29 protein-coding genes are annotated in these 26,692 nt (G+C 74.5%); 21 read left to right on the top strand and 8 right to left on the bottom strand.

The window, feature by feature from the left end; translation table 11 throughout:
* Window positions 1-169 precede the first annotated feature (169 nt).
* Both AB0J76_RS14175 and AB0J76_RS14170 read right to left on the bottom strand, forming a co-directional pair.
* Window positions 170-886 carry a DUF2071 domain-containing protein gene (locus AB0J76_RS14175; protein WP_352327105.1) on the bottom strand — a complete coding sequence of 239 codons (717 nt, stop codon included), beginning with the start codon at window positions 884-886 and terminating at the stop codon, window positions 170-172.
* Complete coding sequence (locus tag AB0J76_RS14170; protein WP_352327104.1) at window positions 883-1,110, bottom strand: hypothetical protein; 228 nt, start codon at window positions 1,108-1,110, stop codon at window positions 883-885. The genes AB0J76_RS14175 and AB0J76_RS14170 overlap by 4 nt, the downstream gene beginning before the upstream one ends.
* Window positions 1,111-1,251: 141 nt before the next feature.
* Between AB0J76_RS14170 and AB0J76_RS14165 the strand changes: the two genes are divergently transcribed.
* Window positions 1,252-2,007 carry a ZIP family zinc transporter gene (locus AB0J76_RS14165; protein WP_352327103.1) on the top strand — a complete coding sequence of 252 codons (756 nt, stop codon included), beginning with the start codon at window positions 1,252-1,254 and terminating at the stop codon, window positions 2,005-2,007.
* Between the two features lie 13 nt (window positions 2,008-2,020).
* Here AB0J76_RS14165 and AB0J76_RS14160 read toward each other — a convergent pair whose 3' ends face one another.
* On the bottom strand, window positions 2,021-2,602 hold the full coding sequence (locus AB0J76_RS14160; protein ID WP_352327102.1) for an XRE family transcriptional regulator: 582 nt from the start codon (window positions 2,600-2,602) through the stop codon (window positions 2,021-2,023).
* Between the two features lie 117 nt (window positions 2,603-2,719).
* Between AB0J76_RS14160 and AB0J76_RS14155 the strand changes: the two genes are divergently transcribed.
* The 4 genes from AB0J76_RS14155 (at window position 2,720) to AB0J76_RS14140 (ending at window position 6,069) form a co-directional block, all read left to right on the top strand.
* Window positions 2,720-3,556, top strand: a complete 837-nt coding sequence (locus tag AB0J76_RS14155) for an EamA family transporter (protein WP_352327101.1) — start codon at window positions 2,720-2,722, stop codon at window positions 3,554-3,556.
* Window positions 3,557-3,681: 125 nt separating this feature from the next.
* Complete coding sequence (locus tag AB0J76_RS14150) at window positions 3,682-4,188, top strand: PadR family transcriptional regulator (protein ID WP_352327100.1); 507 nt, start codon at window positions 3,682-3,684, stop codon at window positions 4,186-4,188.
* Entirely contained in the window at window positions 4,181-4,846 is a 666-nt protein-coding gene (locus AB0J76_RS14145; protein WP_352327099.1) for an ABC transporter ATP-binding protein, read from the top strand. The genes AB0J76_RS14150 and AB0J76_RS14145 overlap by 8 nt, the downstream gene beginning before the upstream one ends.
* Window positions 4,843-6,069 (top strand): hypothetical protein, encoded by a 1,227-nt coding sequence (locus AB0J76_RS14140; protein WP_352327098.1) that lies wholly within the window; start codon window positions 4,843-4,845, stop codon window positions 6,067-6,069. The genes AB0J76_RS14145 and AB0J76_RS14140 overlap by 4 nt, the downstream gene beginning before the upstream one ends.
* A gap of 43 nt (window positions 6,070-6,112) precedes the next feature.
* On the opposite strand, the gene AB0J76_RS14135 is transcribed toward AB0J76_RS14140, so the two are convergent.
* On the bottom strand, window positions 6,113-6,649 hold the full coding sequence (locus AB0J76_RS14135) for a hypothetical protein (protein ID WP_352327097.1): 537 nt from the start codon (window positions 6,647-6,649) through the stop codon (window positions 6,113-6,115).
* A gap of 140 nt (window positions 6,650-6,789) precedes the next feature.
* Between AB0J76_RS14135 and AB0J76_RS14130 the strand changes: the two genes are divergently transcribed.
* The 12 genes from AB0J76_RS14130 (at window position 6,790) to AB0J76_RS14075 (ending at window position 18,853) form a co-directional block, all read left to right on the top strand.
* A complete protein-coding gene (locus AB0J76_RS14130; RefSeq protein WP_352327096.1) occupies window positions 6,790-7,209 on the top strand; it encodes a hypothetical protein in 420 nt (139 codons plus the stop codon).
* A gap of 87 nt (window positions 7,210-7,296) precedes the next feature.
* Complete coding sequence (locus tag AB0J76_RS14125) at window positions 7,297-8,526, top strand: alpha/beta hydrolase (protein WP_352327095.1); 1,230 nt, start codon at window positions 7,297-7,299, stop codon at window positions 8,524-8,526.
* Window positions 8,527-8,610: 84 nt separating this feature from the next.
* On the top strand, window positions 8,611-8,874 hold the full coding sequence (locus AB0J76_RS14120) for a hypothetical protein (RefSeq protein ID WP_352327094.1): 264 nt from the start codon (window positions 8,611-8,613) through the stop codon (window positions 8,872-8,874).
* 10 nt (window positions 8,875-8,884) lie between these two features.
* Window positions 8,885-9,418, top strand: a complete 534-nt coding sequence (locus AB0J76_RS14115) for a GNAT family protein (protein WP_352327093.1) — start codon at window positions 8,885-8,887, stop codon at window positions 9,416-9,418.
* A 111-nt stretch (window positions 9,419-9,529) separates the two neighbouring features.
* Window positions 9,530-9,808, top strand: a complete 279-nt coding sequence (locus AB0J76_RS14110; RefSeq protein ID WP_352327092.1) for a hypothetical protein — start codon at window positions 9,530-9,532, stop codon at window positions 9,806-9,808.
* Window positions 9,809-10,006: 198 nt separating this feature from the next.
* Window positions 10,007-11,443, top strand: coding sequence for an MFS transporter (locus AB0J76_RS14105; RefSeq protein WP_352327091.1), 1,437 nt, complete (start codon window positions 10,007-10,009; stop codon window positions 11,441-11,443).
* Complete coding sequence (locus AB0J76_RS14100) at window positions 11,440-12,966, top strand: FGGY family carbohydrate kinase (protein ID WP_352327090.1); 1,527 nt, start codon at window positions 11,440-11,442, stop codon at window positions 12,964-12,966. The genes AB0J76_RS14105 and AB0J76_RS14100 overlap by 4 nt, the downstream gene beginning before the upstream one ends.
* Window positions 12,963-14,636, top strand: coding sequence for a glycerol-3-phosphate dehydrogenase/oxidase (locus AB0J76_RS14095; protein WP_364389583.1), 1,674 nt, complete (start codon window positions 12,963-12,965; stop codon window positions 14,634-14,636). Before AB0J76_RS14100 ends, AB0J76_RS14095 begins: the two co-directional genes overlap by 4 nt.
* Window positions 14,633-16,186 (top strand): FAD-binding oxidoreductase, encoded by a 1,554-nt coding sequence (locus tag AB0J76_RS14090; RefSeq protein ID WP_352329887.1) that lies wholly within the window; start codon window positions 14,633-14,635, stop codon window positions 16,184-16,186. The genes AB0J76_RS14095 and AB0J76_RS14090 overlap by 4 nt, the downstream gene beginning before the upstream one ends.
* 10 nt (window positions 16,187-16,196) lie before the next feature.
* On the top strand, window positions 16,197-16,808 hold the full coding sequence (locus AB0J76_RS14085; RefSeq protein WP_352329889.1) for a glycerol-3-phosphate responsive antiterminator: 612 nt from the start codon (window positions 16,197-16,199) through the stop codon (window positions 16,806-16,808).
* Window positions 16,809-16,835: 27 nt separating this feature from the next.
* On the top strand, window positions 16,836-17,753 hold the full coding sequence (locus AB0J76_RS14080; protein WP_352329891.1) for a DMT family transporter: 918 nt from the start codon (window positions 16,836-16,838) through the stop codon (window positions 17,751-17,753).
* The gene (locus tag AB0J76_RS14075) at window positions 17,753-18,853 is read left to right on the top strand and encodes an alcohol dehydrogenase catalytic domain-containing protein (RefSeq protein ID WP_352329893.1); all 1,101 of its coding nucleotides are present in this window, start codon (window positions 17,753-17,755) and stop codon (window positions 18,851-18,853) included. The genes AB0J76_RS14080 and AB0J76_RS14075 overlap by 1 nt, the downstream gene beginning before the upstream one ends.
* Here the strand turns inward: AB0J76_RS14075 and AB0J76_RS14070 are convergent.
* Window positions 18,786-19,139 (bottom strand): hypothetical protein, encoded by a 354-nt coding sequence (locus AB0J76_RS14070; RefSeq protein ID WP_352329894.1) that lies wholly within the window; start codon window positions 19,137-19,139, stop codon window positions 18,786-18,788. The two genes, AB0J76_RS14075 and AB0J76_RS14070, sit on opposite strands and share 68 nt — an antisense overlap.
* A 170-nt stretch (window positions 19,140-19,309) precedes the next feature.
* Between AB0J76_RS14070 and AB0J76_RS14065 the strand changes: the two genes are divergently transcribed.
* Window positions 19,310-20,794 carry a carboxylesterase family protein gene (locus tag AB0J76_RS14065; RefSeq protein ID WP_364389580.1) on the top strand — a complete coding sequence of 495 codons (1,485 nt, stop codon included), beginning with the start codon at window positions 19,310-19,312 and terminating at the stop codon, window positions 20,792-20,794.
* Window positions 20,795-20,820: 26 nt separating this feature from the next.
* Here AB0J76_RS14065 and AB0J76_RS14060 read toward each other — a convergent pair whose 3' ends face one another.
* Together AB0J76_RS14060 and ppk2 are read right to left on the bottom strand one after the other, a co-directional pair.
* Window positions 20,821-22,011, bottom strand: coding sequence for a MarP family serine protease (locus tag AB0J76_RS14060; protein ID WP_352327755.1), 1,191 nt, complete (start codon window positions 22,009-22,011; stop codon window positions 20,821-20,823).
* A gap of 99 nt (window positions 22,012-22,110) precedes the next feature.
* The gene (ppk2, locus tag AB0J76_RS14055; protein ID WP_352327756.1) at window positions 22,111-22,905 is read right to left on the bottom strand and encodes a polyphosphate kinase 2; all 795 of its coding nucleotides are present in this window, start codon (window positions 22,903-22,905) and stop codon (window positions 22,111-22,113) included.
* 116 nt (window positions 22,906-23,021) lie between these two features.
* Here ppk2 and AB0J76_RS14050 point away from each other — a divergent pair, with 116 nt between their 5' ends.
* The gene (locus AB0J76_RS14050; protein ID WP_352327757.1) at window positions 23,022-23,900 is read left to right on the top strand and encodes a hypothetical protein; all 879 of its coding nucleotides are present in this window, start codon (window positions 23,022-23,024) and stop codon (window positions 23,898-23,900) included.
* A gap of 224 nt (window positions 23,901-24,124) precedes the next feature.
* Complete coding sequence (locus AB0J76_RS14045) at window positions 24,125-24,730, top strand: hypothetical protein (RefSeq protein WP_352327758.1); 606 nt, start codon at window positions 24,125-24,127, stop codon at window positions 24,728-24,730.
* Window positions 24,731-24,745: 15 nt separating this feature from the next.
* Here the strand turns inward: AB0J76_RS14045 and AB0J76_RS14040 are convergent, their stop codons facing one another.
* Window positions 24,746-25,621 carry a universal stress protein gene (locus tag AB0J76_RS14040; protein ID WP_352327759.1) on the bottom strand — a complete coding sequence of 292 codons (876 nt, stop codon included), beginning with the start codon at window positions 25,619-25,621 and terminating at the stop codon, window positions 24,746-24,748.
* 200 nt (window positions 25,622-25,821) lie between these two features.
* On the opposite strand from AB0J76_RS14040, the gene AB0J76_RS14035 reads away from it, so the two are divergent.
* On the top strand, window positions 25,822-26,676 hold the full coding sequence (locus tag AB0J76_RS14035) for a universal stress protein (RefSeq protein WP_352327760.1): 855 nt from the start codon (window positions 25,822-25,824) through the stop codon (window positions 26,674-26,676).
* Window positions 26,677-26,692: the final 16 nt, after the last annotated feature.

Here is a 26,692-nt window from a genome sequence, read left to right as displayed (position 1 = left end):
TCGGGGACCTGATCATCGGTCAGTTCCTCCGACAAGACCATCCGACTGGAGGAGGAGACCGGAGTCATCCCTGAGTACCTTCCGCCCGGCGTCCCCTCAGTGGCGGTTCGCCGTCGACGCGTCCGTCCACGGCCGTCGCGATCGGCTTGCACGCGGGCCTGGCGTCAGGTCACCACGACCACATGCCGACGCGTACGTCCACGCCCGGAGAGGCGTGCAGGAGGGGCGGGCCGGCCGGGTCGGGCAGGCCGGCCGCCCGCAGCAGGTCCTGGTCGAGGCCGCTCAGCTCGACGTGCTGCAGCGGCCACGGCGGGTGCTCGACCTCGGCGGCGGCCAGCCGGCCCGCCACTCTGGTGAACAGGCGGTGGCGGGCGGTCAGGAAGTGCGCGAGCTCGTCCTGCTCGTGCTCCCGCAGGACGCCGCCCACCTCCGCCTCGGCGTCGCACCGCACGCCCGGCGTCCCCGGCCACCGCCGGCGGCAGCGGTAGCGGCGGCGCCGCCGGTCGATCCGGACCGACATGTCGGACCAGTGGTAGGGCAGCCCGTAGCCGGAGCGGCCGCCGAGCACGGCCAGCAGCCGTCCCGCGTCCAGCGACAGGAACCAGACGCCGGAACGGCCGCGCGCGTCCCGCACGTACGTGCGGCAGTTGGTCTCCGGGAACGCCGACAACCACGGCACGGCGGGCAGGCCGGGCACCCGTACGTCCTCCATGAGGAACGGCGTCACCCCCACCCACGCCGACCCGTCCATGGTCTCGACGGCGAGCTCGTCCGGCACCAGCTCGCGGACCGCCTCGACGGGGTAGCGCCAGTGCACGAACGTGATGTGCGCCCACCGGTGGCACATCACCGGCAGCGCCACGCGCGGCGACGGCGGCGCCTTCACGCGGTGCGGCGGTGCTCGGCGAGGACCCGGCCGTCGCGCCGGATCCGGGCGGCCCGGTAGGGCGGGGCCGGGCAGGTGACGCACGCGCGCGCGGCCGACTCGGCCTCCGCCTGGTCGATCCCCCAGCCGATGGTGTGCCAGCGTTCGCCGGACGCGTCCAGGGCGGTGATCTCGTAGAGCTGTCGCGCCGGACGCGGGGTGCAAGAGGTGTGGCGGTGCTCCATCCAAGTCTCCTCACGACGGGGGCGGAACGCCGCCTGCCCTACCCGGGGCGTTCCACCCCAATCCCCGCCTCCGGAACGCGTGACGGGAAGGACACAGGCAAGAGAACCTGGGGACGAGGACGCGGAGAGGGATCGGTGCACATGCCTGAGTGGCTGGAAGCGGGGGCATGGGGGCTGGTCGCCGGAGGCGCGCTGGTCCTCGGCGCGGCCGTGGCGATGCTGGTGCGGGTCCCGGCGCGGGTGATCGCCGCCGTCATGGCCTTCGGCGCCGGGGTGCTGATCTCGGCGCTCTCCTTCGAGCTGCTGGACGAGGCCGAACGGTCGGGCGGCCTGCTGCCCACCGCCGTCGGCTTCCTGGCCGGAGCCTGCGCGTACGTGGCGGCCAACGCGATCCTGGCGCGGCACGGCGCCCGCCACCGCAAGCGCTCCGGCGACCAGCAGCCCAGCGAGGCCGACGCGCAGGGCAGCGGCGCCGCCATCGCCGTCGGCGCGCTGCTCGACGGCATCCCCGAGTCGGTGGTGCTCGGGCTGTCCCTGCTGTACGGCGGCGAGATCGGCCTCGCCGTCGTGGCGGCGGTGTTCGTCTCCAACGTCCCCGAGGGCCTGTCCAGCGCCGCCGGCATGCGACGGGCCGGGCGCAGCCCCGCGTACGTGTTCGGCGTCTGGGGCGGCATCGCGGTGATCAGCGGCGTGGCGGCCCTGGCCGGCTACCTGACCCTCCGGTCGGCCTCCCCCGAGGCGATCGCGCTGATCACGGCGATCGCGGCCGGCGCCATCCTGGCCATGGTGGCCGACACCATGATCCCGGAGGCGTTCGAGCAGGCGCACGTCCTCACCGGGCTGATCACGACCGTGGGCTTCCTGTCCGCCTTCGCCATCGAGCGCCTGGCCTCCTGACGGCGGGCGGAGCTCACGGCGTCCGGGGGCCCGGAGGAAGGTGGACCGTCATGATCATGTCGCAGGCGCCGTCGCCCTCGCCCCGGTAGCCGTGCGGGGCGTCGCCGTCGAAGGTGGCGGTCTGGCCGGCCTCGACGGAGTGCTCGGCGCCGTCGAGGACGAGCGTCATCCGCCCGGAGACGACGCTGAGGGTCTCCACCACCCCGGCCTGATGGGGCTGGCTGGGGTACTCCTCGCCGGGTTCCAGCCGCCAGCGCCAGACCTCGACCGGGGCAGGGCCGGTGGTGGTCAGCATGAGCCGGGCCTGGCCGCCGCGCGGCCCGGTCCACAAGGGGGCCACGGCGTCGGCGGCCACCACGCGCAGGCGGCCCTCCGGCGGCCCCTGCATCAGGTCCGAGACCGGGATGCCCAGGGTGTCGGCCAGCCGGACCAGCGTGGCCAGGTTGGGGTTGCCCTGCGCCTTCTCCAGCGCCACCAGCGCGCCCTTGCTGACCTGGGCCCGCCGGCCCAGCTCCTCCAGGGACAGGCCGGCGCGGGTGCGGGCGGCCTTGACGTTGTGGGCGACCGTGCGCAGGGCGCGGGCCGGCTCGGCCATCTGTTCACCTTCCTCGCGGGACGGACCGGTGCAATGTACTGCGCGGTCGGTCCGTTGTCCTCCAGCGGTCAGTCTAATGTACTCTTTGGTCGTTCCGCTGATGGTCCGGGAGGTGTCGTGATCGCTCTGCTGCTGGCCCTGGGCAGCTCGCTCGCCTACGGCTGCGCCGACTTCCTCGGCGGCCTGGGCGCCCGCAAGGCCCACGTGCTGCGCACCGTGATGGTCGCGGCCCCGGCCAGCCTCGTGGTCGAGCTGCTGCTGTGGCCGATGCTCGGCGCGTCGTTCAGCCCCGCCGCGCTGGGCTGGGGCGCGGCCTCGGGCGTCGCCTCGGCGGCCGTGTTCGCCCTGCTCTACCGCACGCTGGCGATCGGCCCGATGAACGTGCTGTCGCCGGTGACCGCGCTGGTCTCGGCCGCGCTGCCCGTCGCCGTGGGGCTGCTCCAAGGCGAGCACCTGTCGGCCGCCGGGCTGGTGGGGCTGCCGCTCGCGCTGGTGGCGGTCGTCCTGGTCAGCGCGGGGCACGGCGCGGGGTCGGCGCGCCCGTCGCGGACGGCGCTGCTGCTGGCGTTCGGCGCCGGGTCGGCGATCGCCCTCCAGCTCGTCTTCCTGCACCAGGCGCCGTCCGACAGCGGGGTGGCGCCGTTGATCGTCGGCCGGGCGGTCTCCTCGGCCGTCACCCTGGCCGCGGCCGGGCTGCTGCGCCGCCGGCTGGGCCCCGAGCGGCCCGCGTACGTGCTGTCGGCCACCGCGGGCGTGCTCGACTCGGTGGCCAACCTGCTGTTCCTGCTCGCGGCCCGCAGCGGCGACCTGGCCGTGGTGGCCGTGGTCACCGCCCTCTACCCGGCCGGCACGGTGCTGCTGGCCCGCGGCGTGCTCGCCGAACGCATCCACCGCGGCCAGCTCGTTGGCCTGGGCACCGCAGCCCTCGCCGTCAGCCTCCTCGCCCTGCCCTGAGCCCTGCGCACGCCAGCAGGCTGCACCCGCGTGCACCTCTGGTCCTCACCGCACACAAGGGCCCCCCTCGCGTAAGCCCGCCGATTCCGTCCACACGACTATTCATTGAATGTATAGTCGTGATCATGTCAACCGGTCACGTGCTGCTCGGCTTCCTCGTCGAGCGGCCGAAGCACGGCTACGAGCTCAAGAAAGAGCATGATCACCGTCTCGCCGGCGCCAAGCCCCTGGCGTACGGGCAGGTCTACGCCACGCTGCAACGCCTGGAACGCGACGGACTGGCGGAGGTGGCCGAGACGCAGCAGGAGGGCGGTCCCGAGCGCACCCTGTTCGCGATCACCGATGCCGGCCGGGCGGAGCTGGAGCGGTGGCTGAACGCCGTCGAGCCGTCGGCGCCGTACGTCGCCAGTCCCCTGTTCGCCCGGGTCGCCGTCGCGGGGAAGGCCGCCGACGGCTACCTCCTGCGGCAACGCGAGGCCCACCTGGCCCGCATGCGGGAGCTGACCGCCGAGAAGGCGACCGGCTCGCCCGCGCAGGTGCTGGCGGCCGACTACGCGCTCCAGCACCTCGACGCCGACCTGCGCTGGATCGAGACCGCGCTCGCGCGGATGAAGGAGGACATCGATGCTTGAGGCCAGGGGCCTGGGCAAGTCGTTCGGCGGCACCAGGGCGCTGAACGGCGTCTCGGTCGCGATCGCAGAGGGCGAGATCGTCGCGGTCACCGGTCCGAGCGGCGCGGGCAAGTCGACCTTGCTGCACTGCCTGGCCGGGGTCGTCCGGCCGGAGTCCGGCGAGGTCGTCCTCGACGGCAGGCGCATCGACACGCTGCCCGAGGACGACCTGACCCGGCTGCGACGCGAGAGTTTCGGGATCGTCTTCCAGTCCGGCGAGCTGGTGCCCGAGCTGACCGCGGCGGAGAACGTCGCGCTGCCGCTGCTGTTCAACCGGCACGGCCGGCAGGAGGCGACGACCGCCGCGGCCGAGTGGCTGGCCCGGCTGGAGGTGGCCGACTGCGCCGGGCGGCGCACCGGCGAGCTGTCCGGCGGGCAACGGCAGCGGGTCGCCATCGCGCGGGCGCTGGTGACCGGCCCGCGTGTGGTGTTCGCCGACGAGCCCACCGGAGCCCTGGACACGCTCGGCGGCGAGCAGGTGATGGGCGCGCTGCTCGGCGCGGCCCGCGCCGGCCGGGCGGCCGTCGTCCTGGTCACCCACGACAACCGGGTGGCCGCCTACGCCGACCGCGAGATCCCGCTGCGCGACGGCGCCGTCCTGGTGGGGGCGGAAAGATGATCACCGTGCTCCGCATGCTGCACAGGGGACGCTCGCGGGCCGAACGCGTGCGCGCCCGGCTGGTCGCCGCCGGGGCGGCGGTGGCCACGTTCCTGGTCTGCACGGCCGTCGGCATGGCCGACTTCCAGGACGAGGACGGCTCGCTGACCGGGCTCGGCCTGGCCCTGCTGGCCGTGCCGGTCGCCGGCCTGGTCCACCAGGCCAATCGGCTGGCCTCGGCCACCAGGGAACGGCGGCTGGCCGCCCTGCGGCTGGCGGGCGCGACGCCGGGCGACGTACGGCGGCTGGGCGCGCTGGAGGGCGGCCTGCTGGCGCTGGCCGGTTCGCTGACCGGCGGCGCGCTCTACCTCGTCACCCACCTCGGCGGGCCGCTGCCGCAGATCCCCGTGGTCGTCGCCCTGGTGACGCTCGGCGGTGTCCTGTCGGGGGCCCGCGCCGGCCGGCACGTCGTCACCTCGCCGCTGGGCGTGACCCGCCGCGCCCGCGTGCGGGGGCCGCGGGCGCTGGACCTGGTCCTGTTCGCGGCGGGCGTGGGCCTGCTCGTCCTCGGGCTGTCGGTCAAGGGCCGCTTCCCCGTGGTCGGCAAGTACGGGACGGTGACCGCCATGGCGGCCGGGCTGGTCCTGCTGCTGATCGGCGCGACCCTGGCCACCACCTGGCTGATCAGGGCGTACGCCCGCCGGGCCGGCCGGCGGGCCCGGTCTCCGGAGACGCTGCTGGCCGCGCGGCTGGTCGAGGCGGACCCCCGGGCGTGGGCCAGGGCCCTGTCCGTGGTGAGCCTGACGGTCTTCTTCGGCGCGGGGGCCGGGGCCCAGCAGGCCTCCGTCGGCTACTCCCAGGGCCACGCCCTGGTGGACGTCGCGCTCCTGCTGGCCCTGACGACCTCGTCGATCGCGCTGGTGGTGCACCAGGCGGAGGAGCTGATCGACCATCGCCGCTCGTTCGCCGCGCTGGCCGCCGCCGGCGTGCCGGAGCGGGCGCTGGGCGGGGTGCTCGTGCGGCAGGCGGTCGTCGCGGCGCTGCCGGTCTGCGTGGTGGCGGCCGTCTCGGGGGTCGCCGTGGTGATCCTCACCCTGGTGAGCGTCTACCGCGTCGAGTCGCTGCCGTGGGCGCTGACCAGGGCCGTCCTCATGGCGGGCGTCGGGGTGCTGGCCGCCGTGCTCGTCGCCCTGGCGGCCCGCCCCCTGCTACGGGGCGCGCTGCGGTCCGGCGCACGGACGTGACCGGCGCCCGCTGACACCGCGCACCCCCGCGCACCCCGGCCCTCTACCGGTGAGCCGCCTCCTCCGGGCGGGCGGTGACCGGCTGCCTGAGCAGTGTCTTCGGGTCGGGGTCGGTGAACTCGGTCAGGTAGATCTCGTGGTGCAGCCCGTTGGGCACCAGCCCGTGCTCGGCCATGAACGCCTCCATCACCTCCAGCGACCTCTTCTCCTCGCTGTAGGGCCCCTCGTGCAGCAGCTCCACGCACTCGCCCTCGGTGAAGGTGACGACCTGGACCCGGTCGACGGCGGCCCCCGACGGGCGGGCCCGCTCACGCGCCGCCTCGGCCGCGCCCGGCTCGGGCATCCCGGGCAACGGCAGCAGCAGGTGCCACCGCCACTGGTCGCGAGGGGTCTCCAGCGGCGGCAGCGACGTGTCCTCCACCCACCACCGCCCCTCCAGCGGCCCGGCGGCGCCGCCCATCGCGGCGGCCACGGCGTACAGGGCGCCGATGGCCGACAGGTGTTCGGGGCCGCCGGGCTCTCCCATGCCCGTGACGTTGAGACAGGTGACGGGATGGCAATGGACCAGTCGCGGGGTCATGGATCCTCCGGGTAGATCTGGGTGGAATCCCCCATAGCGTGGGGTCTCCCCGTGGGGGAGAGTCCAATCAGCGTCATCCTCACCGACGCCGTCCACGCCTTCCGAGCGGTCTCCAGCAGCACAGATCCGGAGGATGTCCCATGACCACGCCGACCCCTCCCGCCGCGCTCCCCGGCTCCGGCCTGCACACGGCCGAAATCCTGGTCGCCGCCTACGCCGCGCTCAGCCTGCTGACCGTCGCGGCGATCGCCGTCCTGTCCGCCGTCGCGCCGTCGCTGGTCACCCCCGAGGCATGGGGGCGCGGCGTCATCGTGGCGGCGACGTCCGTCCTGACGTTCGTGTTCGCCCGGCGGGCCCAGCGGGGCGGCGACCGGGCGCTGCTGCGCCTGCGCATCGTGCTCGTCGTGATCCTGGTCGCGGTGGTGGGGGTGCTGCTGTTCCTGCCGTTGCCGGTCTGGATGGTCGCCGAGCAGGGCGTCTGCGGGGTGCTGCTGCTCTGCGCGGCGGTGCTCGCCTTCCGCTTCCGCGCCGCTCCGCCCGCCGCCCCGCCCGCCGGCTGACCCGCGCGGCGGGGCCCCTCCCTGGGGGTGTCCCGCACTCCGCTCTCTTATACACCGCGTATATACTCTCGGAGTACATTGCGGTGCATGATCAAGCACCTCAGAACGAACCGGGCCGGCGGGACCGCGGCCGTCGCCGGGCTCGCCGTCGTCCTGGCCGCCGGGCTGGTGCACGGCTCGCCGGCGGCGGCGTCCGTGGCGCCGGCTGCGTCGGCCGCGTCGGCATCGGCGGCGCCCGCGCCCGCGACGTACCTGCCTGCCCCCACCGGCTCCCGGCCGGTCGGCACCACGTCCCTGTACCTGAAGGACACCTCGCGCCCCGACCCGTGGGTCCCCTCGGTCAAGGCGCGCGAGCTCATGGTCTCCCTCTGGTACCCGGCCAGGTCGCCGGGCCGCCGGCGTGCCCCGTACATGACGGCCAAGGCGTCGGAGCTGCTGCTCAAGGACGGCGGGATCACTTACCTCCCGGCCGACACCCTGAGCAGGACCCGGACCAACGCCTTCACCGACGCCCGCCCCGCCGGACGCCCCCGCAGCCTGCCCCTCGTCGTCCTGTCCCCCGGGCACAGCAAGCCCCGCACCGAGCTCACGGCCCTGGCCGAGGAGCTGGCGAGCCACGGGTACGTGGTGGCCGCCATCGACCACACCTACGAGAACGTCGCCACCTCCTTCCCGGACGGCCGGGTCACCACCTGCGTCACCTGCGAGATCGACGACAAGGGCCCGGCCTGGTGGGCGAAGCTGGAGCAGAGCCGGGCGGCCGACGTGTCCTTCGTGCTCGACCGGCTCACCGGCGCGCACGCGTCGTGGAAGGGGTCCCGCCTGATCGACCCGTCCAGGATCGCCATGGCCGGGCACTCGGCGGGCGGCGCCGCCACCGTCGCGTCGATCGCGGCCGACACCCGGCTGCGCGCCGGCATCGACCTCGACGGCAGCGTGGAGACGACGCTCCCGGAGGCCGGGACGTCCCGGCCGTTCCTGTTCCTGGGCAAGCCCGCCACGTACACGCCGGGCAAGGGCGATCCGGCCGCCACGTGGGAGCGCGTCTGGGCGCGGCTGACCGGATGGAAGCGCTGGCTGCTGCTGACGGGGGCCGCGCACACGTCCTTCACCGACCTGGGCGTCCTGATGGACCAGCTCGGCATCGAGGACGGCGCCACCGTGCCGGGCGCCCGCGCGCTCGACGTCACCCGCGCCTACGTCACCGCCTTCTTCGACCGGCACCTGCGCGGGCAGCCCCGGCCCCTGCTGGACGAGCCGTCGGCCGACGTCCCCGAGGTGAAGTTCTGCAGTCCTGAGGCCAGGACCTGCGAGTGAGCCGGGGCCCTCTGTACGCGGGGCCGGCCCGGCGGGCATGATGAACAACCATCGGTCCGTCTCCTTGGAGGGCTGCTGACGTCGGTGTTCGAGGGCGAGCCGTACCGCCGCGGCAACGCGGCGCGGGTCGCCTGGCTCGCCGTGCTCGCGCTCGTCTCGGGAGCGGCCCAGGCGGTGCCCGCGCTCGCGGTGGCCGCGGTGCTCGACCGTGCCGGGGCGGGCGGGACGTTCGGGCCGCCGTCCGGGTTGTCGTGGTTGCCGTTCACGGGCGCGGCGCTGCTGGCGGCGCTGGCGTTGGCACTGCGGGCCGGACGCCGGGCCCGCGCCGACGTCGCACCTGTCACATAGTGTCGCGATCATGACGATTGAACTGCGTGCCGTCCGGGAGGACGACCTGGCGTTCCTGACCCGGCTGATCGGCGACCCGGACAGCAGCGGCGAGTACCAGTGGTACGGCTGGCAGGACCCCCACCGCCTGCGCCGCCTCTGGGACGACAACGGCATGCTCGGCGACGACGGCGGCATGCTCGTGATCGCCTCCGGCGAGGAGCGGGCGGGCCTCGTGTCGTGGCGCAGACAACTCACCTCACGGGTGTCGTACTGCTGGGAGATGGGCCTGATCGTGGCGCCCGGCTTCCGCGGCAAGGGGCACGGGACGCGGGCGCAGCGGCTGCTGGCGCGCTACCTGTTCGACCACTCGCCGGTCAACCGGGTGCAGGCGACCACCGAGCTCGGCAACGTGGCCGAGCAGCGGGCCCTGGAGAAGGCCGGTTTCACCCGGGAGGGCGTGCTGCGCGGCGGCGGCTTCCGCGCCGGCGAGTGGCGGGACGGCGTGATGTACGGCATCGTCCGCGCGGACCTGGACGGGACCCGGGAACCTCCGGGCGCCTGACCGGCGGCGGCGCGACCCGCGGCGGAGATCAACACGGGCTCAACGGATCCTCAACACCGGCCCCCCTAGGTTGCGATCACACGATTCCGCACCAAGGGGGGCCGCCGCGGCATGGTCTACCTGTACGAGGGCGGCGGCGTCTACCGCGGCCGGGACGTGTGGTGGGCATGGGGCACCAGCCTGCGCTCCGGCGACCGGATCTCCATCGACTGGACCGACGACGGGGGCCGCACCTACCACGCCTGCCACGCGGTCGTCAGGGGCGGCGGACGCCGCAGCGTCACGTCGTACGCGGTGGACGCCCCGAACGGCCGCAAGTTCCGGGCGTGCGTGAAGGCCGCGGGCAAGTGGTCGTGCACCCGCGGCTGGTGGGAGATCCGGTATTCCTGACCGGCCGGCGCACCGGGCAGGGGCGTGCGAGCTGCGGCGATACGACCCCGGCTGCTTGACATACCGGACAACCGGCACATAGTGTCCCGTCAATCGGCAGGCACAGACGAAGAGATCCCTGTCAGTGGTCTTCGTCTGTGCCTTTGTCGTACCCGGACCGCTGGCAAGGGATCACACCCCCCTGAAAGGCGGCTGGGCATGAGCGACGCCCCCGTGCAGAACACCTCGGTCACGCTGATCCGCAACGCCGGAGACGCGGCCGACGCCATCAACACCCTGACGAGGCTGGCCGGCCGGGCCAACTGGATCTGGTTCCTCGCCCTGGCGGGCCTGTTCCTGGACGCCTACTCCAACGCGGCCCTGGGCGCCGGCCTGTCCCCCATGGTCAAGCAGCTGGGCCTGTCGCCGGGCCAGGTGGGCGTGCTCACCGCCATGGCGCCGGCCATCGCCATCGTCTCCAACCCGTTCGGCGGCTGGCTGGCCGCCCGGATCGGCCGGGTCAAGCCGCTGCTGCTGACCAAGGTGGTGTTCGCGCTCGGCGCGCTGCTGACCGCGGCCGGCTCCGACTTCCAGACCGTCTTCGCCGGCCGCGGCCTGGTCGGCATCGCGTACGGCATCGACTTCGCGGTGGCCATGGCGCTGCTGGCCGAGTACACGCCGTCCGCGCTCAAGGGCAGGCTCAACTTCTGGCAAGGCGTCTGGTACACCGCCACCACCACGAACCTGCTGCTCACGCTGGTGTTCTACCGTTTCGACGTGGGCGCGGACATCTGGCGCTGGTCGGTGGGCTCCTCGGCCGTCTTCGCCGTCGTGCTGCTGGTCCTGCAACTCACGTTCCTGGTGGAGAGCCCGACGTGGCTGGCCGCCAAGGGACGGCTGCGCGAGTCCGCCGCGGCCCTGCGCCGCATGTACGGCTTCGCCGTCCAGGAGGACGCCGGGCGGGACGGCGTCGCGGCCGAGCAGGGCCGGCAGGTGGGGTTCGGTGACGCGGGCGTGCTGTTCCGCCGGCCGTACCTGCCGCGCACGGTGTTGTCCACGGTCATCTCGCTCACCCAGGCCATGCAGTACTTCGCGGTCGGCTGGTACCTGCCGGTGATCAGCCTGGAGCTGTTCGGCAAGGAGTTCGAGAAGGCCACGATCGGGTCGATGGCGTTCAACGCGGTCGGCATCGTCGGCGGCTGCCTGGCGGCCTACACCGGCCGCCGCCTCGGCCTGCGGGTCAGCTCGATGGCCGGGTACGCGGTGGTGTTCGTGGCGCTGCTGGTGATGGGCGCGACGTTCAAGGAACTGCCGGTCGCGCTGGCCGCGCTGCTGCCCGTGCTGTTCATCTTCTTCCACTCCGCCGGGCCCGGCCCGAACGGCAAGTCGATCGCCGCGCTGTCCTACCGCAGCGACATCCGCACCCTGGGCACCGGCGTGACCGGCATGCTAGGCAGCCTCGGCTCGGTCGCCGGCCTGTACCTGTTCCCGCAGTTGCAGGCGGGCATCGGGGTCGGCGCCAGCCTCATGGTGCTCTCGGTGGTGCCGCTGGCCGGCCTGGTCACCTGCCTGCTGATCAAGTGGGACCCCACCCGCGTGGCGGTCAACCTGGAGGAGGAGGAGATCGCGCTGCGGAACAGGGACGAGCGCCGATGACCGGCCGTACCCGGCGCGGGATCCTCAGCGTCGACGAGGGCACCACGGGCACGCGCGCCGCGGTCGTCCTGGACGACGGCTCGGCGGCCCCGCCCGCCTACCGGCCCATCTCGGTCCACTCCCCCGACCACCTGCGGGTCGAGCAGGACGCCATGGAGATCTGGGCGAAGACCGCCGAGGTCTGCGCGCAGGCCCTGGAGTGGGCGCGGGCGCACGACGTCGAGGTCACCGGCGTGTCGATCGCCACCCAGCGCGCCACCGTGCTGCTGTGGGACACCGTCACCGGCGAGCCGCTCACCCCCGCCGTGGTCTGGCAGGACCGCCGCTACGCCGCCCGGCTGCGCGAATGGGAGCCCGGCTGGGACGCCCGCCTGGTCGAGCACACCGGCCGGCCGGTCGGCTCGCGCGCCCCGCTGCTGTGGGCCGCCGACGTGCTGCACGACGACCCGGCCGTGCGCCGGGCGCACGAGGCGGGACGGGTGGCGTTCGGGTCGGTCGACACCTGGCTGGTGTGGCGGCTCACCGGCGGCGCGCGGCACGTCATGTCCGCCACCAACGCGGTCGCCGCCGGCGCCTACGACCTGCGCACCGGCGACTGGTACGAGCCGTGGCGGGACTTCCTCGGCTGCCCCCGCGACGTACTGCCGCAGATCCTGGACGAGGACGGCGACTACGGCCACACCGACCCGGACGTGCTCGGCGTGCGGCTGCCGGTGTTGTCGGTGATGGGCGACCAGCACGCCGCGATGATCGCGCTCGGCGCGCATCGGCCGGGCCAGGCGATGTGCGTGCACGGCACGGGAACGTTCCTGGACGCCGTGGCCGGCGACCGGCCGACCGCGCATCGCCGGGCGGTGCCGGGGGTGCTGACGCTGGTCGGCTGGCGTTCGCGCGGCGCGGCGGTGTTCAGCCTGGAGGGCTACGCCGCCACGACCGGCTCGGCGGTGCGCTGGTTGTGCGAGGAGATCGGGCTGTTCGACTCGCCCGCCCAGCTGACCGCGCTGGCCCGCGAGCATCCCGGGCCGAGCCGGGTGCGTTTCCTGCCCGCGCTGGCCGGGATACGCACCCCGGTCTGGTCACCCGAGGCCAGCGGCGTCCTGACCGGGCTCAGCCTGTCCACCACCCGGGCCGAGCTGGCCCGGGGCGTCCTGGAGGGCATCGCGCACTCGGTGTGCGACCTGCTGGACGGGGTGGAGCAGGCGCTCGGCGCGCCGGTCACCGATCTGTTCTGCGGCGGCGGCCTGGCCAGCAGCGACGTGCTGATGGCGAGCCAGGCCGACCTCGTCGGACGGCCGGTCCGCCGCGCCCGCGCCAACGAGACGGCCAGCCTGCGCGGCGCCGCCTACCTCGGGGGCGTGCGCGCGGGGCTCTGGCCCGACCTGCCCGCCGCCCTCGCCGGGCTCGGCGACGTCCCCGTCTTCGAGCCCACGTTGCCCGACGCCGCCCGCGAGGAGGCCCGCGCCGCCTGGCGTGACCTGCTCACCCGGCACATCTCGTACCAACAGGAGGAATCCCCCTCGTGATCCGGCTTCCAGAACGCAAGCCCAGATCGGAGACCAGGAGCGCCATCCGGCGCACCCCGCTGCGGCTGGACCGTCAGGCGCAGATCGAGCGGCTGGCCGCGCAGCCGGTGGACGTGCTCGTCGTCGGCGGCGGCGTGACCGGCTGCTACGCCGCGCTGGACGCCGCCACCCGCGGCCTGCGCGTGGCGCTGGTGGAACGCGACGACTTCGCCTCGGGCACCTCCTCCAAGTCCTCCAAGATGGTCCACGGCGGCCTGCGCTACATCGAGCAGGGCAACCTGCCGCTGGTGCGCCGCTCGCTGCTGGAGCGCCAGCGCTTCCGCCGCAACGCCCCCCACCTGGTGCGGCGGCTGCCGTTCGTGCTGCCGATCCTCGCCGAGGACGGCGTCTTCGACGCCCGCATCGCCAAGGCCTTCGAGGGCCTGCTGTGGACCTACGACCTGGCGGGCGGCTGGCGCATCGGCCGCCTGCACCAGCGGCTCAGCGTGGCCGAGGTGCTGGCCAGGGCGCCGCGGCTGCGCGCCGACCGGCTCAAGGGCGGCCTGCTCTACTACGACAGCCGCACCGACGACGCCCGCCTGACCCTGACCATCGCCAGGACCGCCGCCCACTTCGGCGCCACCGTGCTGAACGGCGCCACCTGCCGCGAGCTGGTCAAGGAGGGCGGCCGGGTGCGCGGCGCCCGCGTCGAGGTGGACGGCCGCACGGTCGAGGTGCGCGCCGGGGTCGTCGTCAACGCCACCGGCGTGTGGACCGACACCCTGGACGCGCTGTCGAACCCGGCGCACCGGCCGCGGGTGCGTCCGGCCAAGGGCGTGCACATCGTGGTGCCGTGGACGCGGCTGCCGGTGGACGGCACCGTGACCGTCCCGGTGCCCGGCCGGGCCCGCCGCGCCACCTGCACCCGCTGGGGCGACGTGGTCGTGGTCGGCACCACCGACACCGACTACGACGGCTCGCCGGACGAGGTGCTGTGCACCCGCGAGGAGATGCAGTACCTGCTCGACGGCGCCAACACCGCCTTCGACGCCGACCTCACCCCGGACGACGTGATCGGCTCGATCGCCGGCCTGCGCCCGCTGGTCGGCGAGAAGGAGGGCGCCACGCTCGACATGAGCCGCGACCACCGGATCATCACCGACGGCTTCGGCCTGGTCACGGTCACCGGCGGCAAGCTGACCACCAGCAGGCACATGGGCGAGCTGGCCGTGGACGAGGCGCTGAAGGTGCTCGGCCGCAAGGCCCGCTGCCGCACCGCGCGGCTGCCGCTGCTCGGCGGCGCGGGCTACGACGCCGAGGCGACCACCGCGACCGGCGGGCTCGGCGCCCACCTGGGCGAGCGGTACGGCACCGAGGCCCGGTTCGTCGCCGAGCTGATCACCGAGGACCCGTCGCTGGCCGAACCGGTCGTCGAGGGCAGCGAGTACCTGCGGGCCGAGGTGGTCTACGCGGCCCGCTGCGAGCTGGCCAGGAACGTGGACGACGTGTTGTCGCGGCGCACCCGGATGCGAGTGTTCGCCCGCGACCTGTCGGTCGAGGCGGCCCCCGAGGTGGGCCGGCTGCTCCAGCGCGAGCTCGGCCTCTCCGACGACGAGGTGGCCCGGCAGGTCGAGGACTACGTGCGCGGCGTGGACCGCGAGAAGAGCGTTCTGATGGAGGGACTTTCATGATCAGCAGGCAGACCGTCACGCACCCGTTCAACCGCGGCGACTACGTCGTGGGCGCGCCCACGCCGCCGCGCTGGGCCGCCGACTGCCCGCCGGGCAAGGGCCCGGCCAGCCTGCAGGGCCAGGTCGTGCCGGTCCCCGAGAGCGTGGTGGCGCAGCTGCGCGCGCTCGGCGCCGCCGTGCACACCGACCGGGACGAAGTGGTCCTGCGCACCCGCGACTGGTGGGCGGGCACCTCCATCGGCGAGACCGACGGCCGCCCGGCCACGCCGGAGGCGGTCGTCGTCGAGGTGGACGACGAGCAGCAGGTGGCCGCCGTGGTGCGGATCTGCCACGAGCACCGCATCCCGCTGACCGTCTCGGCCGGCCGCAGCAACGTGCTGGGCGCCGCGCTGCCCGTGCACGGCGGCGTCGTGCTGGACGTGTGCCGGCTCAACCGCATCCTGTCCTTCGACGCCGAATCCATGATCGTCGAGGTGCAGGCGGGCATGTTCGGCGACCTGTTCGAGAAGGAGCTGCAGGAGACGCACGGCGCCACCACCGGCCACTGGCCGTCGGCGTTCGCCATCTCCACCGTCGGCGGCTGGGCCGCCTGCCGCGGCGCGGGCCAGCTCTCCACCCGCTACGGCAAGATCGAGGACATGGTGGTCGGGCTGGACGTGGTGCTGCCCGACGGCACCACCGCCAGCTACGGCACCTACCCGCGCGCCGCGGTGGGCCCCGACCTGCGGCAGCTGTTCATCGGCTCGGAGGGCACGCTCGGCGTCATCACCCGGCTGCGGCTGCGTACGCACCGGCTGCCCGACTACGCGGTGGGCATCGCCTACGGCTTCGACACCTTCGCCGCCGGGCTCGACGCGTGCCGGGAGATCCTGCAGCGCGGCGCCACCCCGGCCGCGCTGCGCCTGTACGACGCGCACGAGAGCGGCACCCACTTCGGCGAGCCCGGCACCAACCTGCTGCTGGTCGCCGACGAGGGCGACCCGGTGCTGGTCGACGCCGTCATGAAGATCGCCGACGAGGTCTGCGCCGAACGCGCGTCGGTGAAACTGGACGGCGAGGCCGTCTTCGCCCGCTGGCTGGACGAGCGGATGATCGTCGGCAAGGCCGCCGACGGCTTCGTCCGGGGGCCGGGGTTCGTCTCCGACACCTGCGAGATCGCCGGGCCGTGGGCCGCGCTGCCCGCCCTGTACGACGAGGTCGTGGCCGCCATCGAGGCCGTCCCCGGCACGCTGCGCGCCTCGGCCCACCAGTCGCACGCCTACACCGACGGCGCCTGCCTGTACTTCTCGCTGCGCGGCGACGTCGAGCGCGACCAGCGGCGCACCTGGTACCGGGCCGCCTGGGACGCCGCCGCCGAGGTGCTCGTCAGGCACGGCGCGGCGATCAGCCACCACCACGGCGTCGGCCTGCTGCGCTCGCCGTACATGCGGGACGCGCTGGGCAGCGGCTACCCCACGCTCGTGGCGGTCAAGCAGGCGCTGGACCCGCGGGGCATCATGAACCCCGGCAAGCTGGGGCTGCCCGCGCCCTTCGAAAACACGGCGCACTAAGGTGGATGCGGTGAACTCTCGACACAAGGCCCCGCTGGATCAGCGTCTGCTCGCCGCGCTGGCCGAGCATCCCGTCGCCGCGTCGCTGGTGGGGGTGGAGATGGTCGAGCGGTTCACCTCCTCCCCCACGCCGATCGGCATCCTGGCCTCGATCCCGCTCGGCGACCTGGCGGCCACGGTCCAGCGCACGGTGGACGCCCGGAAGATCGGGTTCGTCAACATCGACTCCACCCCCGGCCTGGGGCACGATCCCGGGGCGCTGGCGTACCTGCAGGGCATCGGCGCGGTCGGGGTCGTCTCCACGCGGCAGGCGATGATCGAGCGGGCCACCGGGCTCGGGCTGCTGACCATGCAGAAGGTGTTCGTCACCGACCGGTCGAACCTGCGGCGCAGCCTGCAGTCCATCACCCGGTCGCGGCCCGACCTGGTGCAGCTCATGCCGGCCATGGTGTTGCGGCACGTCGAGCGGCAGGTGCGGGCGGTCGGCGTGCCGTGCCTGGCCGCGGGGTTCGTGCAGAGCGCGGACGACGTGGTGGAGGCGCTGCGGCACGGGGCCGTCGGCGTGTGCACCTCCGACGAGGAGCTGTGGGGGCTGCGCCGCTCGGCCCTGCGCGCCTCCTGATCCGTCTTCATCCGGAAGGACCTTGCGATGACGCCTGCCCGCGTGCGGGAGACCGCCGCCCCTGCGGCGCCCGTCCGGCGCGCCGGGAGGCGGTGGCCGGTGGCGCCCGGGGTGTTCGTCGTCCTGTGGAGCAGCGCGTTCATCGCGGGCATCCCGGGGGTCAGAGCGGCGCCGCCGTTGTTGCTGATGTTCGGCAGGTTCGCCGTCGCCGGGGTGCTGCTGGGGGCGTACGCGCTGGTCAGGCGGGTGCCGTGGCCCCGGGGGCGGGATCTGGCGCACGTGGCCGTGGCCGGGCTGCTGATCCAGGCCGTGCAGTTCGGCGCCTTCTACAGCGCGCTCGGCGAAGGGCTGCCGGCCGCAGTCGTGTCCCTCGTGCAGGGGCTCAACCCGGTGGTCATCCTGCTGGTCGGCCGGGTGCTGGGCGAGCGGGTCGGCGCCGGGCAGTGGGCCGGGTTCGCGCTCGGCCTGGCCGGGGTGGTCCTGGCGGTGGCCGACCGGATCAGCCTGTCCGCCTCCGGGGTCGCGCTGTGCCTGCTCGGGCTGGCCGGGCTCAGCGCGGGCACCCTCTACCAGCAGCGCTACGCCCCCCGCATGGACGCGCTGAGCGGCACCGCGGTGCAGCTGCTGGTCAGCGCCCCCGCCGCCGGGCTGGCCTGCCTGGCGCTCGGCCCGGTCCGGGTGTCGGACTGGACGGCGTTCGGGCTGTCGGTCGGCTGGATGGCGCTGGTCAACTCCATCGCGGCGTTCATCCTGCTCAACCGGATGTTGCTGCGCTCCCCCGCCAGCCGGGTGAGCACGGTGTTCTTCCTGACCCCGGCCGTGACCGCCGTCCTGGCCTGGTCGCTGGCCGGGCAGCCGCTGCCCCCGCTCGCCGTGGCCGGGCTCGTCCTGGGCGGCTGCGGGGTGCTGCTGGCCAACCTCTCGACACGAAGAAGGGCGAACTGATGCGCATTCGCGGCGCGGTCCTGGAGGAGATCGGCCGGTCCCGGCCCTACGCGCGGTCGCGGCCGCTGACGGTCTGCGACCTCGAACTCGATCCGCCGGGGCCGGGCGAGCTGCTGGTGCGGGTGGAGGTGGCCGGCGTGTGCCACTCCGACCTGTCGGTGGTGGACGGCAACCGGGTGCGTCCCGTGCCCATGCTGCTCGGCCACGAGGCGGCGGGCGTGGTGGAGCGGACCGGCCCCGGCGTCGACGACCTCGCCCCCGGGCGGCGCGTCGTGATGACCTTCCTGCCCAGGTGCGGCGGCTGCGCCGGCTGCGCCACCGAGGGCGTGACGCCCTGTGTGCCGGGCAGCGCCGCCAACAACGACGGCACCCTGCTGAGCGGCGCGGTCCGCCAGCACAGGGACGGCGCCCCGGTGCTGCACCACCTCGGGGTGTCGGCCTTCGCCACGCACGTGGTGGTCGACCGGCGCTCGGTCGTCCCGGTCGATCCCGACGTGCCGGCCGAGGTCGCCGCCCTGCTCGGCTGCGCCGTGCTGACCGGCGGCGGCGCCGTGCTCAACGCCGGCCGGCCGCGCCCCGGGCAGACGGTCACGGTCGTCGGGCTGGGCGGCGTCGGCATGGCGGCGCTGCTCACCGCGCTGGCCCTCGACGACGTCCGGGTGATCGGCGTGGACGCCAACCCGGCCAAGCTCGCCACCGCCCGCGAGCTGGGCGCGCACGAGGTGTACGGCCCGGACGACCTGCCATGCCAGGCGGACGTCGTGGTGGAGGCGGCGGGCAGCGCGCGGGCGTTCGAGACCGCGGTGACCGCGACGGCCCCCGGCGGCCGCACCGTCAGCGTGGGCCTGCCCGCGCCCGGCGCCCGCGCCTCGATCTCGCCGCTCGCCCTGGTGGCCGGCGGGCGCAGCATCATCGGCAGCTACCTGGGCTCGGCGCTGCCCGCCCGCGACATCCCGGTGTTCGCGCGGATGTGGCGCGAGGGCCGGCTGCCGGTGGAGCGGCTGGTCTCGGCCCGGATCGGCCTGGCGGCCGTCAACGAGGCGATGGACCAGCTCGCCGACGGCGCCGCCCTGCGCCAGCTGATCGTCTTCGACGGCTGACCGCCGGGGCGTGCCCCCATCCGCCGGGGCCGCGCAGCAGCTCCTTCGACCGGGCCACGGCACGGCCGCGCACGCCGACGATGCGTCCGTCCTTGACCGCGATGTCCATCGCGTCGCCGTTGGAGTGCAGGACGGACGCCGACTGGGCCCACGACTCGACGTCCTGCTCGGTCAGTCCCTCCTCCAGGCAGGCGTCCACCCGGACCGGCCAGCTCTCGGCGCTGCCGTCCTCGCGTGGCCCGTACGGCGTGCGCGAACCCCACGGATCGGCGATGCGGTCAGACATTCCGGCGGCTCCTTCCGGGGCGGGAGATCCGCACCGCATACCCGCACCGGGCCGTCCCATGCCTGCGCACCGTGGCGCGGCCGTCGAAAACGGGATGCGGCCGGCCCGCGTCCGGGGTGAGGATGGCCGCGCACGGCCGTCGGAGCCGTCCCCCGGACGAGGAGCATGCCATGAGCGCCGCCGGAACCGCTCATCCGCAGGTCACCGTGCGTACGGGCCGGCTGCGCGGCCGGATCGAGGGCGGCGTGGCCGTCTTCCGCGGCGTGCCCTACGCACGCCCGCCGGTGGGCGCCCTGCGGCTGGCCGCCCCGGCGCCGCCCGAGGCGTGGGACGGCGTGCGCGAGGCCGCCGCGTTCGGCCCGCCGCCGCCGCAGTCCAGGCTGCTGGGCGCCCCCGGCGGCGCCGGCCCGGACGGGAACTGGCTGACGGCCAACGTGTGGACCCCCGACCTGGGCGCGGCCCGGCTGCCGGTGATGGTGTGGATCCACGGCGGCGGCTACATGTACGGCTGGTCCGGCGACCCGCTCTTCGACGGCGGCGTGCTCGCCCGGGACGGCGTCGTCGTGGTCACCGTCAACTACCGGGTCTCCGCCGAGGGCTTCGGGCACTTCCGCGGCGCGCCCGCCAACCGCGGCCTGCTGGACCAGGTGGCCGCCCTGCGCTGGGTGCGCGAGAACGCGGCGGCCTTCGGCGGCGACCCCGACCGGGTCACCGTCTTCGGCGAGTCCGCCGGAGCCGGGAGCATCGCGGCGCTGATGACGATGCCCGCCGCGGCCGGCCTGTTCCACCGGGCGATCGCGCAGAGCGTGCCGGGCCTGTTCTTCACCCCCGAGCTGGCCGCCGATCTCGCCGCCGCGGTGGCCGCCGAGCTGGGGGCGGCCCCGCACGCGGGCCAGCTGGCGCGCCTGCCGCCGGAACGGCTGATCGAGGCCGGCGACGCGGTGGCGGCCGGGATGGGCGGCAGCCCGCGCTGGGGCCTGGCCGCGCACGTCCGCACGCCGTTCGCGCCGGTCGTGGACGGCGAGGTGCTGTCCGCGACGCCCTGGCGGTCACCGGCAGGCGGGGTGGACCTGCTCGTGGGGCACAACCGCGACGAGTACCGGCTGTTCATGGCGCTCGGCGGCGAGCTCGGCCAGGTCACCGCCGAGCAGGCGGCCGCCGCGCTGGGGGCGCTGGCCCCCGACCCGGCGGCCTACCGGGCCGCCCATCCGGAGGCCGGCGACGAGCGGCTGTACGAGCTGGTCCACTCCGACTGGCTGTTCCGGATGCCGTCCCTACGGCTGGCCGAGGCCCACGGCGGGCACGGCCGGGCCCACCTGTACGAGCTGACCTGGCCGGCCCCCGGAATGGGCGGGACGCTCGGCGCCTGCCACGGGCTGGGCCTGCCGCTGACGTTCGGCAACCTGACGGCGGGCGTGGCCGGGCTGATGCTCGGCCAGGAGCCGCCACCGGAGGCCGCCGAGCTGTCGGCCCGGGTGCGGGCGGCGTGGACCGCCTTCGCCGCGACCGGCGACCCGGGCTGGCCGGCGTACGAGCCGCGCGAGCGGCTGACCTGGATCATCGACGCCGAGCCGGGCACGGCGGCGTACCCGGAGGAGGCGTCGCGCCGGTTGTGGGCCGGGCACGCCTTCGACCCGCTCCCGCCGGCGGGCTGAGCGCCGTCGCCGCGGGCGGGCGGGGGTCAGTCGCAGGTCTGGGTGCTGACGGGGGTCGTGGCCGTGGCCGCCTGGCGGGCGTCGGGCGCGACCTCGCCGGCGGTCAGCGCGTAGCCGGTCTCCACCTGGCCGGCGACGGCGGCGAAGATCACGCCCAGCACGCGGCCGTCCACGGCCAGCAGCGGGCCGCCGGAGTTGCCCTGCTGGATCTTGCCCCGGACCAGGTAGACGTCCCTGGTCACCTGCGAGGCGTGGTAGATGTCGGGGCTGCCGGCCCGCTGCCGCTCGGCGACGCGGGCGGGCTCCGGGGTGAAGCCGCCGCCGTTCGGGTAGCCGGCGACCAGCGCGTCCTGGCCCTCCCTGGCCCGGGTGTCGAAGGAGAGCGCGGGCAGCCCGAGGCCGGGGACGTACAGGACCGCGACGTCCCGGCGGGGGTTGTACCAGACGACCTGCGCCGGGTGCGGCCGCTGCTGGTGGTCGACCACCTGCAGGTCCGTGTCCACCCCGGCCACGACGTGGGCGTTGGTCATGATGTGGTCGGGCGCGTACGTGAAGCCGGTGCCGGTGATGCGCTTGCCGCAGGAGGAGGCCGTCCCCTGGACCTGCAGGATGCCCGCCCTGGCCTGCCGCAGCGCCGGGCTGCGCAGCACGGCCACGTCCGGCGGCGGCACCCGGACGGGGCTCATCCCGGCGATCGTGTCGAGCACCGGCGGGAAGTCGGACCGGTCGATGAACCGCTTGAAGGGCCGCTGCCAGTTCCGCGCCGCCTCGGGCGCCGCCCCGTCGAGCGTGGACAGCAGCGCCGAGCCGCGGATCTGCTCCACCACCAGCGTCCACGGGCCGGACACCAGCAGGCTGCCCAGGAGCCAGGCGACCAGCAGCACGAACGTGGCGTTGACCAGCCCGCCGCCCAGGGAGTCCAGGATCCGGGCCGGTTCGCCGCGCAGGTACGTGCGTAACCGCACCCCCAGCGTGGACGCGGCGAACTGGCCGGCCAGCGCGACCAGGAACACGATGACGACCGCGAGGGCCGTCTGGGCGATGTCGCCGGTCACGAGCGCGTTCGTCACGGCGGGGGCGACGGCGATGCCCAGCACGCATCCGGCGACGAACCCGATCGAGCTCGTCACCCCGACGACGAACCCCTGCCGGAAGCCCGCCACGCCGAACCCGACCACCAGAACGACCAGGACGACGTCGAGCAGATCACCGGACACAAGCAAAGACAATCATCTTTTCCCCCACAAGGGAGGATCAAGTCCGGTACGCCGGATTTCCTTGATCGGCGCGGAGCCCCCCGGACGGGCGCCCCGAGCTCAGAGGCCGGCCGTGACGTCGGGGACGTACCCTCCGGGGCGGCGCGGCGGACGCCGGTAGCCGGTGGCGGGCGGTCGCGGCGGGATCTCCAGCGGCGCCCGCTCGACCCGCCGGTAGGGGATCGTGGACAGCAGGTGCGCGATCATGTTGATCCTGGCCCGCCGTTTGTCCTCGCTCTCCACCTCGTACCAGGGCGCCTCGGGGATGTCGGTGTGCACCAGCATCTCGTCCTTGGCCCGGGAGTACTCCTCCCACCTGGTGATCGACTCCAGGTCCATCGCCGACAACTTCCACCGGCGCATCGGGTCCGCCAGCCGGTCGCGGAAGCGCCGCTCCTGCTCGGCGTCGCTCACCGAGAACCAGTACTTGCGCAGCAGGATCCCGTCCTCGACCAGCAGCCTCTCGAAGATCGGGCACTGGTGCAGGAAGCGCGTGTACTCCTCCTGCGTGCAGAACCCCATCACCCGCTCGACCCCGGCCCGGTTGTACCAGCTCCGGTCGAACAGCACGATCTCCCCCGCGGCCGGCAGGTGCTCGACGTACCGCTGGAAGTACCACTGCGACCGCTGCCGGTCGGTCGGGACGGGCAGCGCCGCGATCCTGGCGACGCGCGGGTTCAGGTACTCGGCGACCCGCTTGATCGTGCTGCCCTTGCCCGCGGCGTCGCGTCCCTCGAAGATCACCACGACGCGCCGCCCCTCGGCCCGCACCCACTCCTGCACCTCCACCAGCTCCGCCTGGAGGCGGAGAAGTTCCTTCTCGTACGGTTTGCGGCGCAGCCTGTCAGTCCCCATGCCCGCGGATTCTAGAAGCCGGAAGGCCACGGAGTTCAGGACGTCCGGCGGTGTCGCCCAGCGGTCGCGCGCGTCAGTCTGGGACCAGGATCGTTCACGGGAAAGAGATGATGACCATGGTCCCGATCCGTTCCCTCCTCGCCGTCGCCATGGCGGTGACCGTCACCGGCGTGCCGGGCTCACCCGCGCTGGCCGCGCGGCAGGCCGCCGTCCCCGTCCTGGTCGGCATCCGGGCCGCGCACCTGCCCGGCCTGGACCGGCTGGTCTTCGAGTTCCGCGGCCCGGTCCCGGCCCGGCACGACGTGCGCTACGTCTCCCGGCTGATCGCCGACGGCTCCGGACGCACGGTCGGCGCGGTCGGCGACGCCCTCCTCCAGGTCCGCTTCGACCAGGCCGACGGCCACGACCGCCGGGGCCGGGTCACCTACGGCCCCACCCGCCGGACCTACGCGCTGCCCGGCGTCGTCCAGGTCGTCAACACCGGCGACTTCGAGGCCACGCTCACCTTCGGCGTCGGCCTGGCCAGACGCGTGCCCTACCAGGTGCGCACGCTCACCCGGCCGAGCCGGGTCGTCGTCGACCTCACCACGTCCTACCGGACCGTGCCCGTACGCGACCACTTCCTCGACGCCGGCAGCCGGAGCCCGCGCACGGCGGCGGTGACCCGCCCGGTGGCCGCGCCGGCGACCGCCTACGGCGCGCTGCAACGGCTGTTCGCCGGCCCGACCGAGGCCGAGCGGGCGCGCGGCCTGCGCTTCGTCAGCTCCGGGGCCACCGGCTTCGGCAGGCTGACCGTCGCGGACGGGATCGCCAGGGTCCACCTGACCGGCCCGGTCGACGGCGGCGGATCGGCCTTCACCGTCGCCGACCAGATCAGGCCGACGCTCAAGCAGTTCCCGGCCATCCGGTGGGTCAAGATCTATGACGCGGCGGGGCGTACCGGGCATCCCGCCGGGCCGTCGGACTCGATCCCCCGTTCGCTGGAGCCCGGCTGAGGCCGGCCGGGGTGTCTCTTGGCACGTCTTCCCAGGAGAACGGCCATGTTGATCTCTTGGTTCGTTCATGATGGCGGGGTGACCACGCCTTGTCCTCCGTGAGCCGAACGCGGGGCCGCCCCGGTCCGTCCTGACGACGCGGGACGAAGGTCCTCCCGTCAAGAGCCGCCCGCCCCTGCCGCCCCCCGCCGGGGCACCCGCACAGTGCTTCAAGGAGGTGCCCGTTGAAAGCGTTGATCGACCTGCTGGCCCGGCGCGTACGCCTGTACCGTCCCGACGGCAATCCCCTGCGCCGCCGTTCCGACCGGCTGGAGGCGCTCGCCGTGCTGGTGACCGGGCTCGTGGTGCTGGCGGGCGTCTGGCCCGCCGTCCTCGTGGGCCGGCTGGCCTACGAGGGCGCGCTGCACGAGGAGAGCGCGCACGCCGTGGGGCGGCACCAGGTCAGGGCGACGCTGCTGGCCGACGCGCCGGCCGCCCGCGTCGCCCTCACCGAGATGCCGGTGGGCGAGCAGCGGGCGATGGCGAGCTGGACCACGTCCTCGGGCGCGGCGCGCAGCGGGCAGGTGCCGGTCCCCGGCGTGGCCAGGGCCGGTTCGACGGTCCCGTTGTGGATCGACGCCGCCGGCCGGCCCGTGCCGCCGCCCACCCCCCGTACGGTCCTGCGGACGAGAGGCGTGGTGACCGGCCTCCTGCTCATGTCGGTGATCGCCCTGGCCGCCGCGGGCGGGTTCGCGGCGTTCCGGTGCTGGACGGATCGGCGGCGGTACCGGGAGTGGGAGGTCCAGTGGGCACGGGCCGGCGAGGACTGGGGACGGCGACGCAGCCCCTGACCACCCCGAGCTCCGTCACCGCGACGGGCTGGTCCCGGGGTCGTCGGCGGGGCGGATCACCGCGACCGGGCAGCGGGCGTGGTGCAGCACCCCTCGGCTGACCGAGCCGAGCAGCAGCGAGCCGAACGCGCCCCGGCCGCGGGAGCCGACCACCAGCAGGTCGCAGGGCGCGCCGGCGAGCGCCTCGACCGGGTGCGCGCTCTGCACGTCCTCCACGACCGTCACCTCGGGATGCCGCTCCCGCCATCCGGCCGTCCTGGTCCGGACCACCTCGCGCTGGGCGGCGCGGACCTCGTCCACGTCGTAGGCGATCTCCGGGGCGAAGGCGTGCACCGGAACCTGCCAGGCGTGGATCAATCGCAGCCGGGCGCCGCGCAGCCTCGCCTGCTCGAAGGCGTAGCCGATGGCCGGCTCGCAGACGTCGGAGTCGTCGATCCCGACGCCGATCTCGCCGACCCGCTCCGGCGGGTCCGCGCGCACCACCACCACGGCGCACCGCACCTGACCGGCCACCTGCATGGTCACCGACCCCAGCAGCGCGCCGGCGAACCCGCCCAGCCCCCGGTTGCCGATGACCAGCTCGTCCGCCCGCCGCGCCTGATCCTGCAGGACGGCCGCGGGCGTCCCCTCCACGATCTCGGCGTGCACCGGCACGGACGGCTGCCGCGCCCGGACGGCCGCCTCGGCCCGCTCCAGCACCCTGGACGCCGCCAGCAGCAGGTTGTTCCACTGCCCGAAGTCGGGAAACCTGCCGACGCTGTACGGCTGGCGGTCCAGGGCGTGCACGATGTGCAACTCCGCCCCCGTACGCGCCGCGTCGTCGGCGGCCCAGCCCAACGCGGCGTCCGACGGCGCGGACCCGTCCACGCCGACCATGATGCGTCCCGGCATGCTGCCTCCCGGCCGTGGATCTTCCTCGGCCCCGGCCTGCCCAAAGTCAGGAGCGGGCGAAGAAAGCCCAAGTTCGCGGGCCGGAAGCCGTGCGGAGCCGTCCCGGATCGCCTTCGCCGCCAGATTTCTCCAAGTTTTGGGGCTGGCGATCCTGTCCGCTCACCTCCCGGACGGCTGAATGAGTAAGGGAGGTAAGAGCGATGTCTGAGCTGGTCGTGGTGGGTGTCGACGGATCGCCGTCCGGGTTCGACGCCGTGGCGTGGGCTGCCGACGACGCCTTGCGGGCGGGGGCCGCGCTGCGGATCGTGTCCGTGGTGGAGACCTGGCCGTACCAGGTGCCGCAGATCGCCGCCGTCGAGTGGGAGAGCTCGATGACCGAACGCGCGCGGGGGATCCTGGCCGAGGCGCAGCAGATCGCCGGCGAACGTCGGCCCACGGTCGAGGTGAGCACCCGGGTCATGGCCGGGAAGGCGTCGGTCGTCCTGCGGGAGCAGGCGGCCGAGGCCGCCGAGCTGGTGGTGGGGCGCAAGGGGGCGGGCGGCTTCGCCGGCGCCGTGCTCGGCTCGGTCAGCATGAGCGTGGCCGGTCAGGCGCCCGGCCCGGTGGTCGTCGTCCGGGACGGGGACGCCGCCTCCCACGACGAGGTCGTCGTCGGCGTGGACGGCTCCCCCGCCTGCGAGCCGGCCCTCGACTACGCCTTCCGGCAGGCCGAGCTGCGCGGCGTCGGTCTGCGTGCGGTGCACGCCTGGCCGCTGCCGTTCGCGCTGGCGCCCGACTTCTCCTGCGACATCGAGGCTCTTCGGGAGAGCCACCTGCGCGTCACCAGGGAGCAGCTCACCCCGTGGCAGGACCGCCATCCCGGCGTCAGGGTGATCGCCGACGTCCAGTGCGGCCACCCCGTCAAGACGCTCGTCGCCGCGGGCGACCGGGCCGGCCTGCTGGTGCTCGGCTCGCAGGGCAGGAGCGGGCTGGGCTCGTTCGTGCTCGGCTCGGTCATGCGCGGCGTCCTGCACCACGCGCGCTGCACCGTCGCGGTGGTGCGCGAGCGCCCCTGAACCGGTGACTCCCGGC

The sequence above is a fragment of the Nonomuraea sp. NPDC049624 genome, from assembly GCF_040675255.1.
In the GTDB taxonomy this organism is placed as follows: domain Bacteria; phylum Actinomycetota; class Actinomycetes; order Streptosporangiales; family Streptosporangiaceae; genus Nonomuraea.
This window is presented reverse-complemented; position numbering and strand designations above follow the sequence as displayed.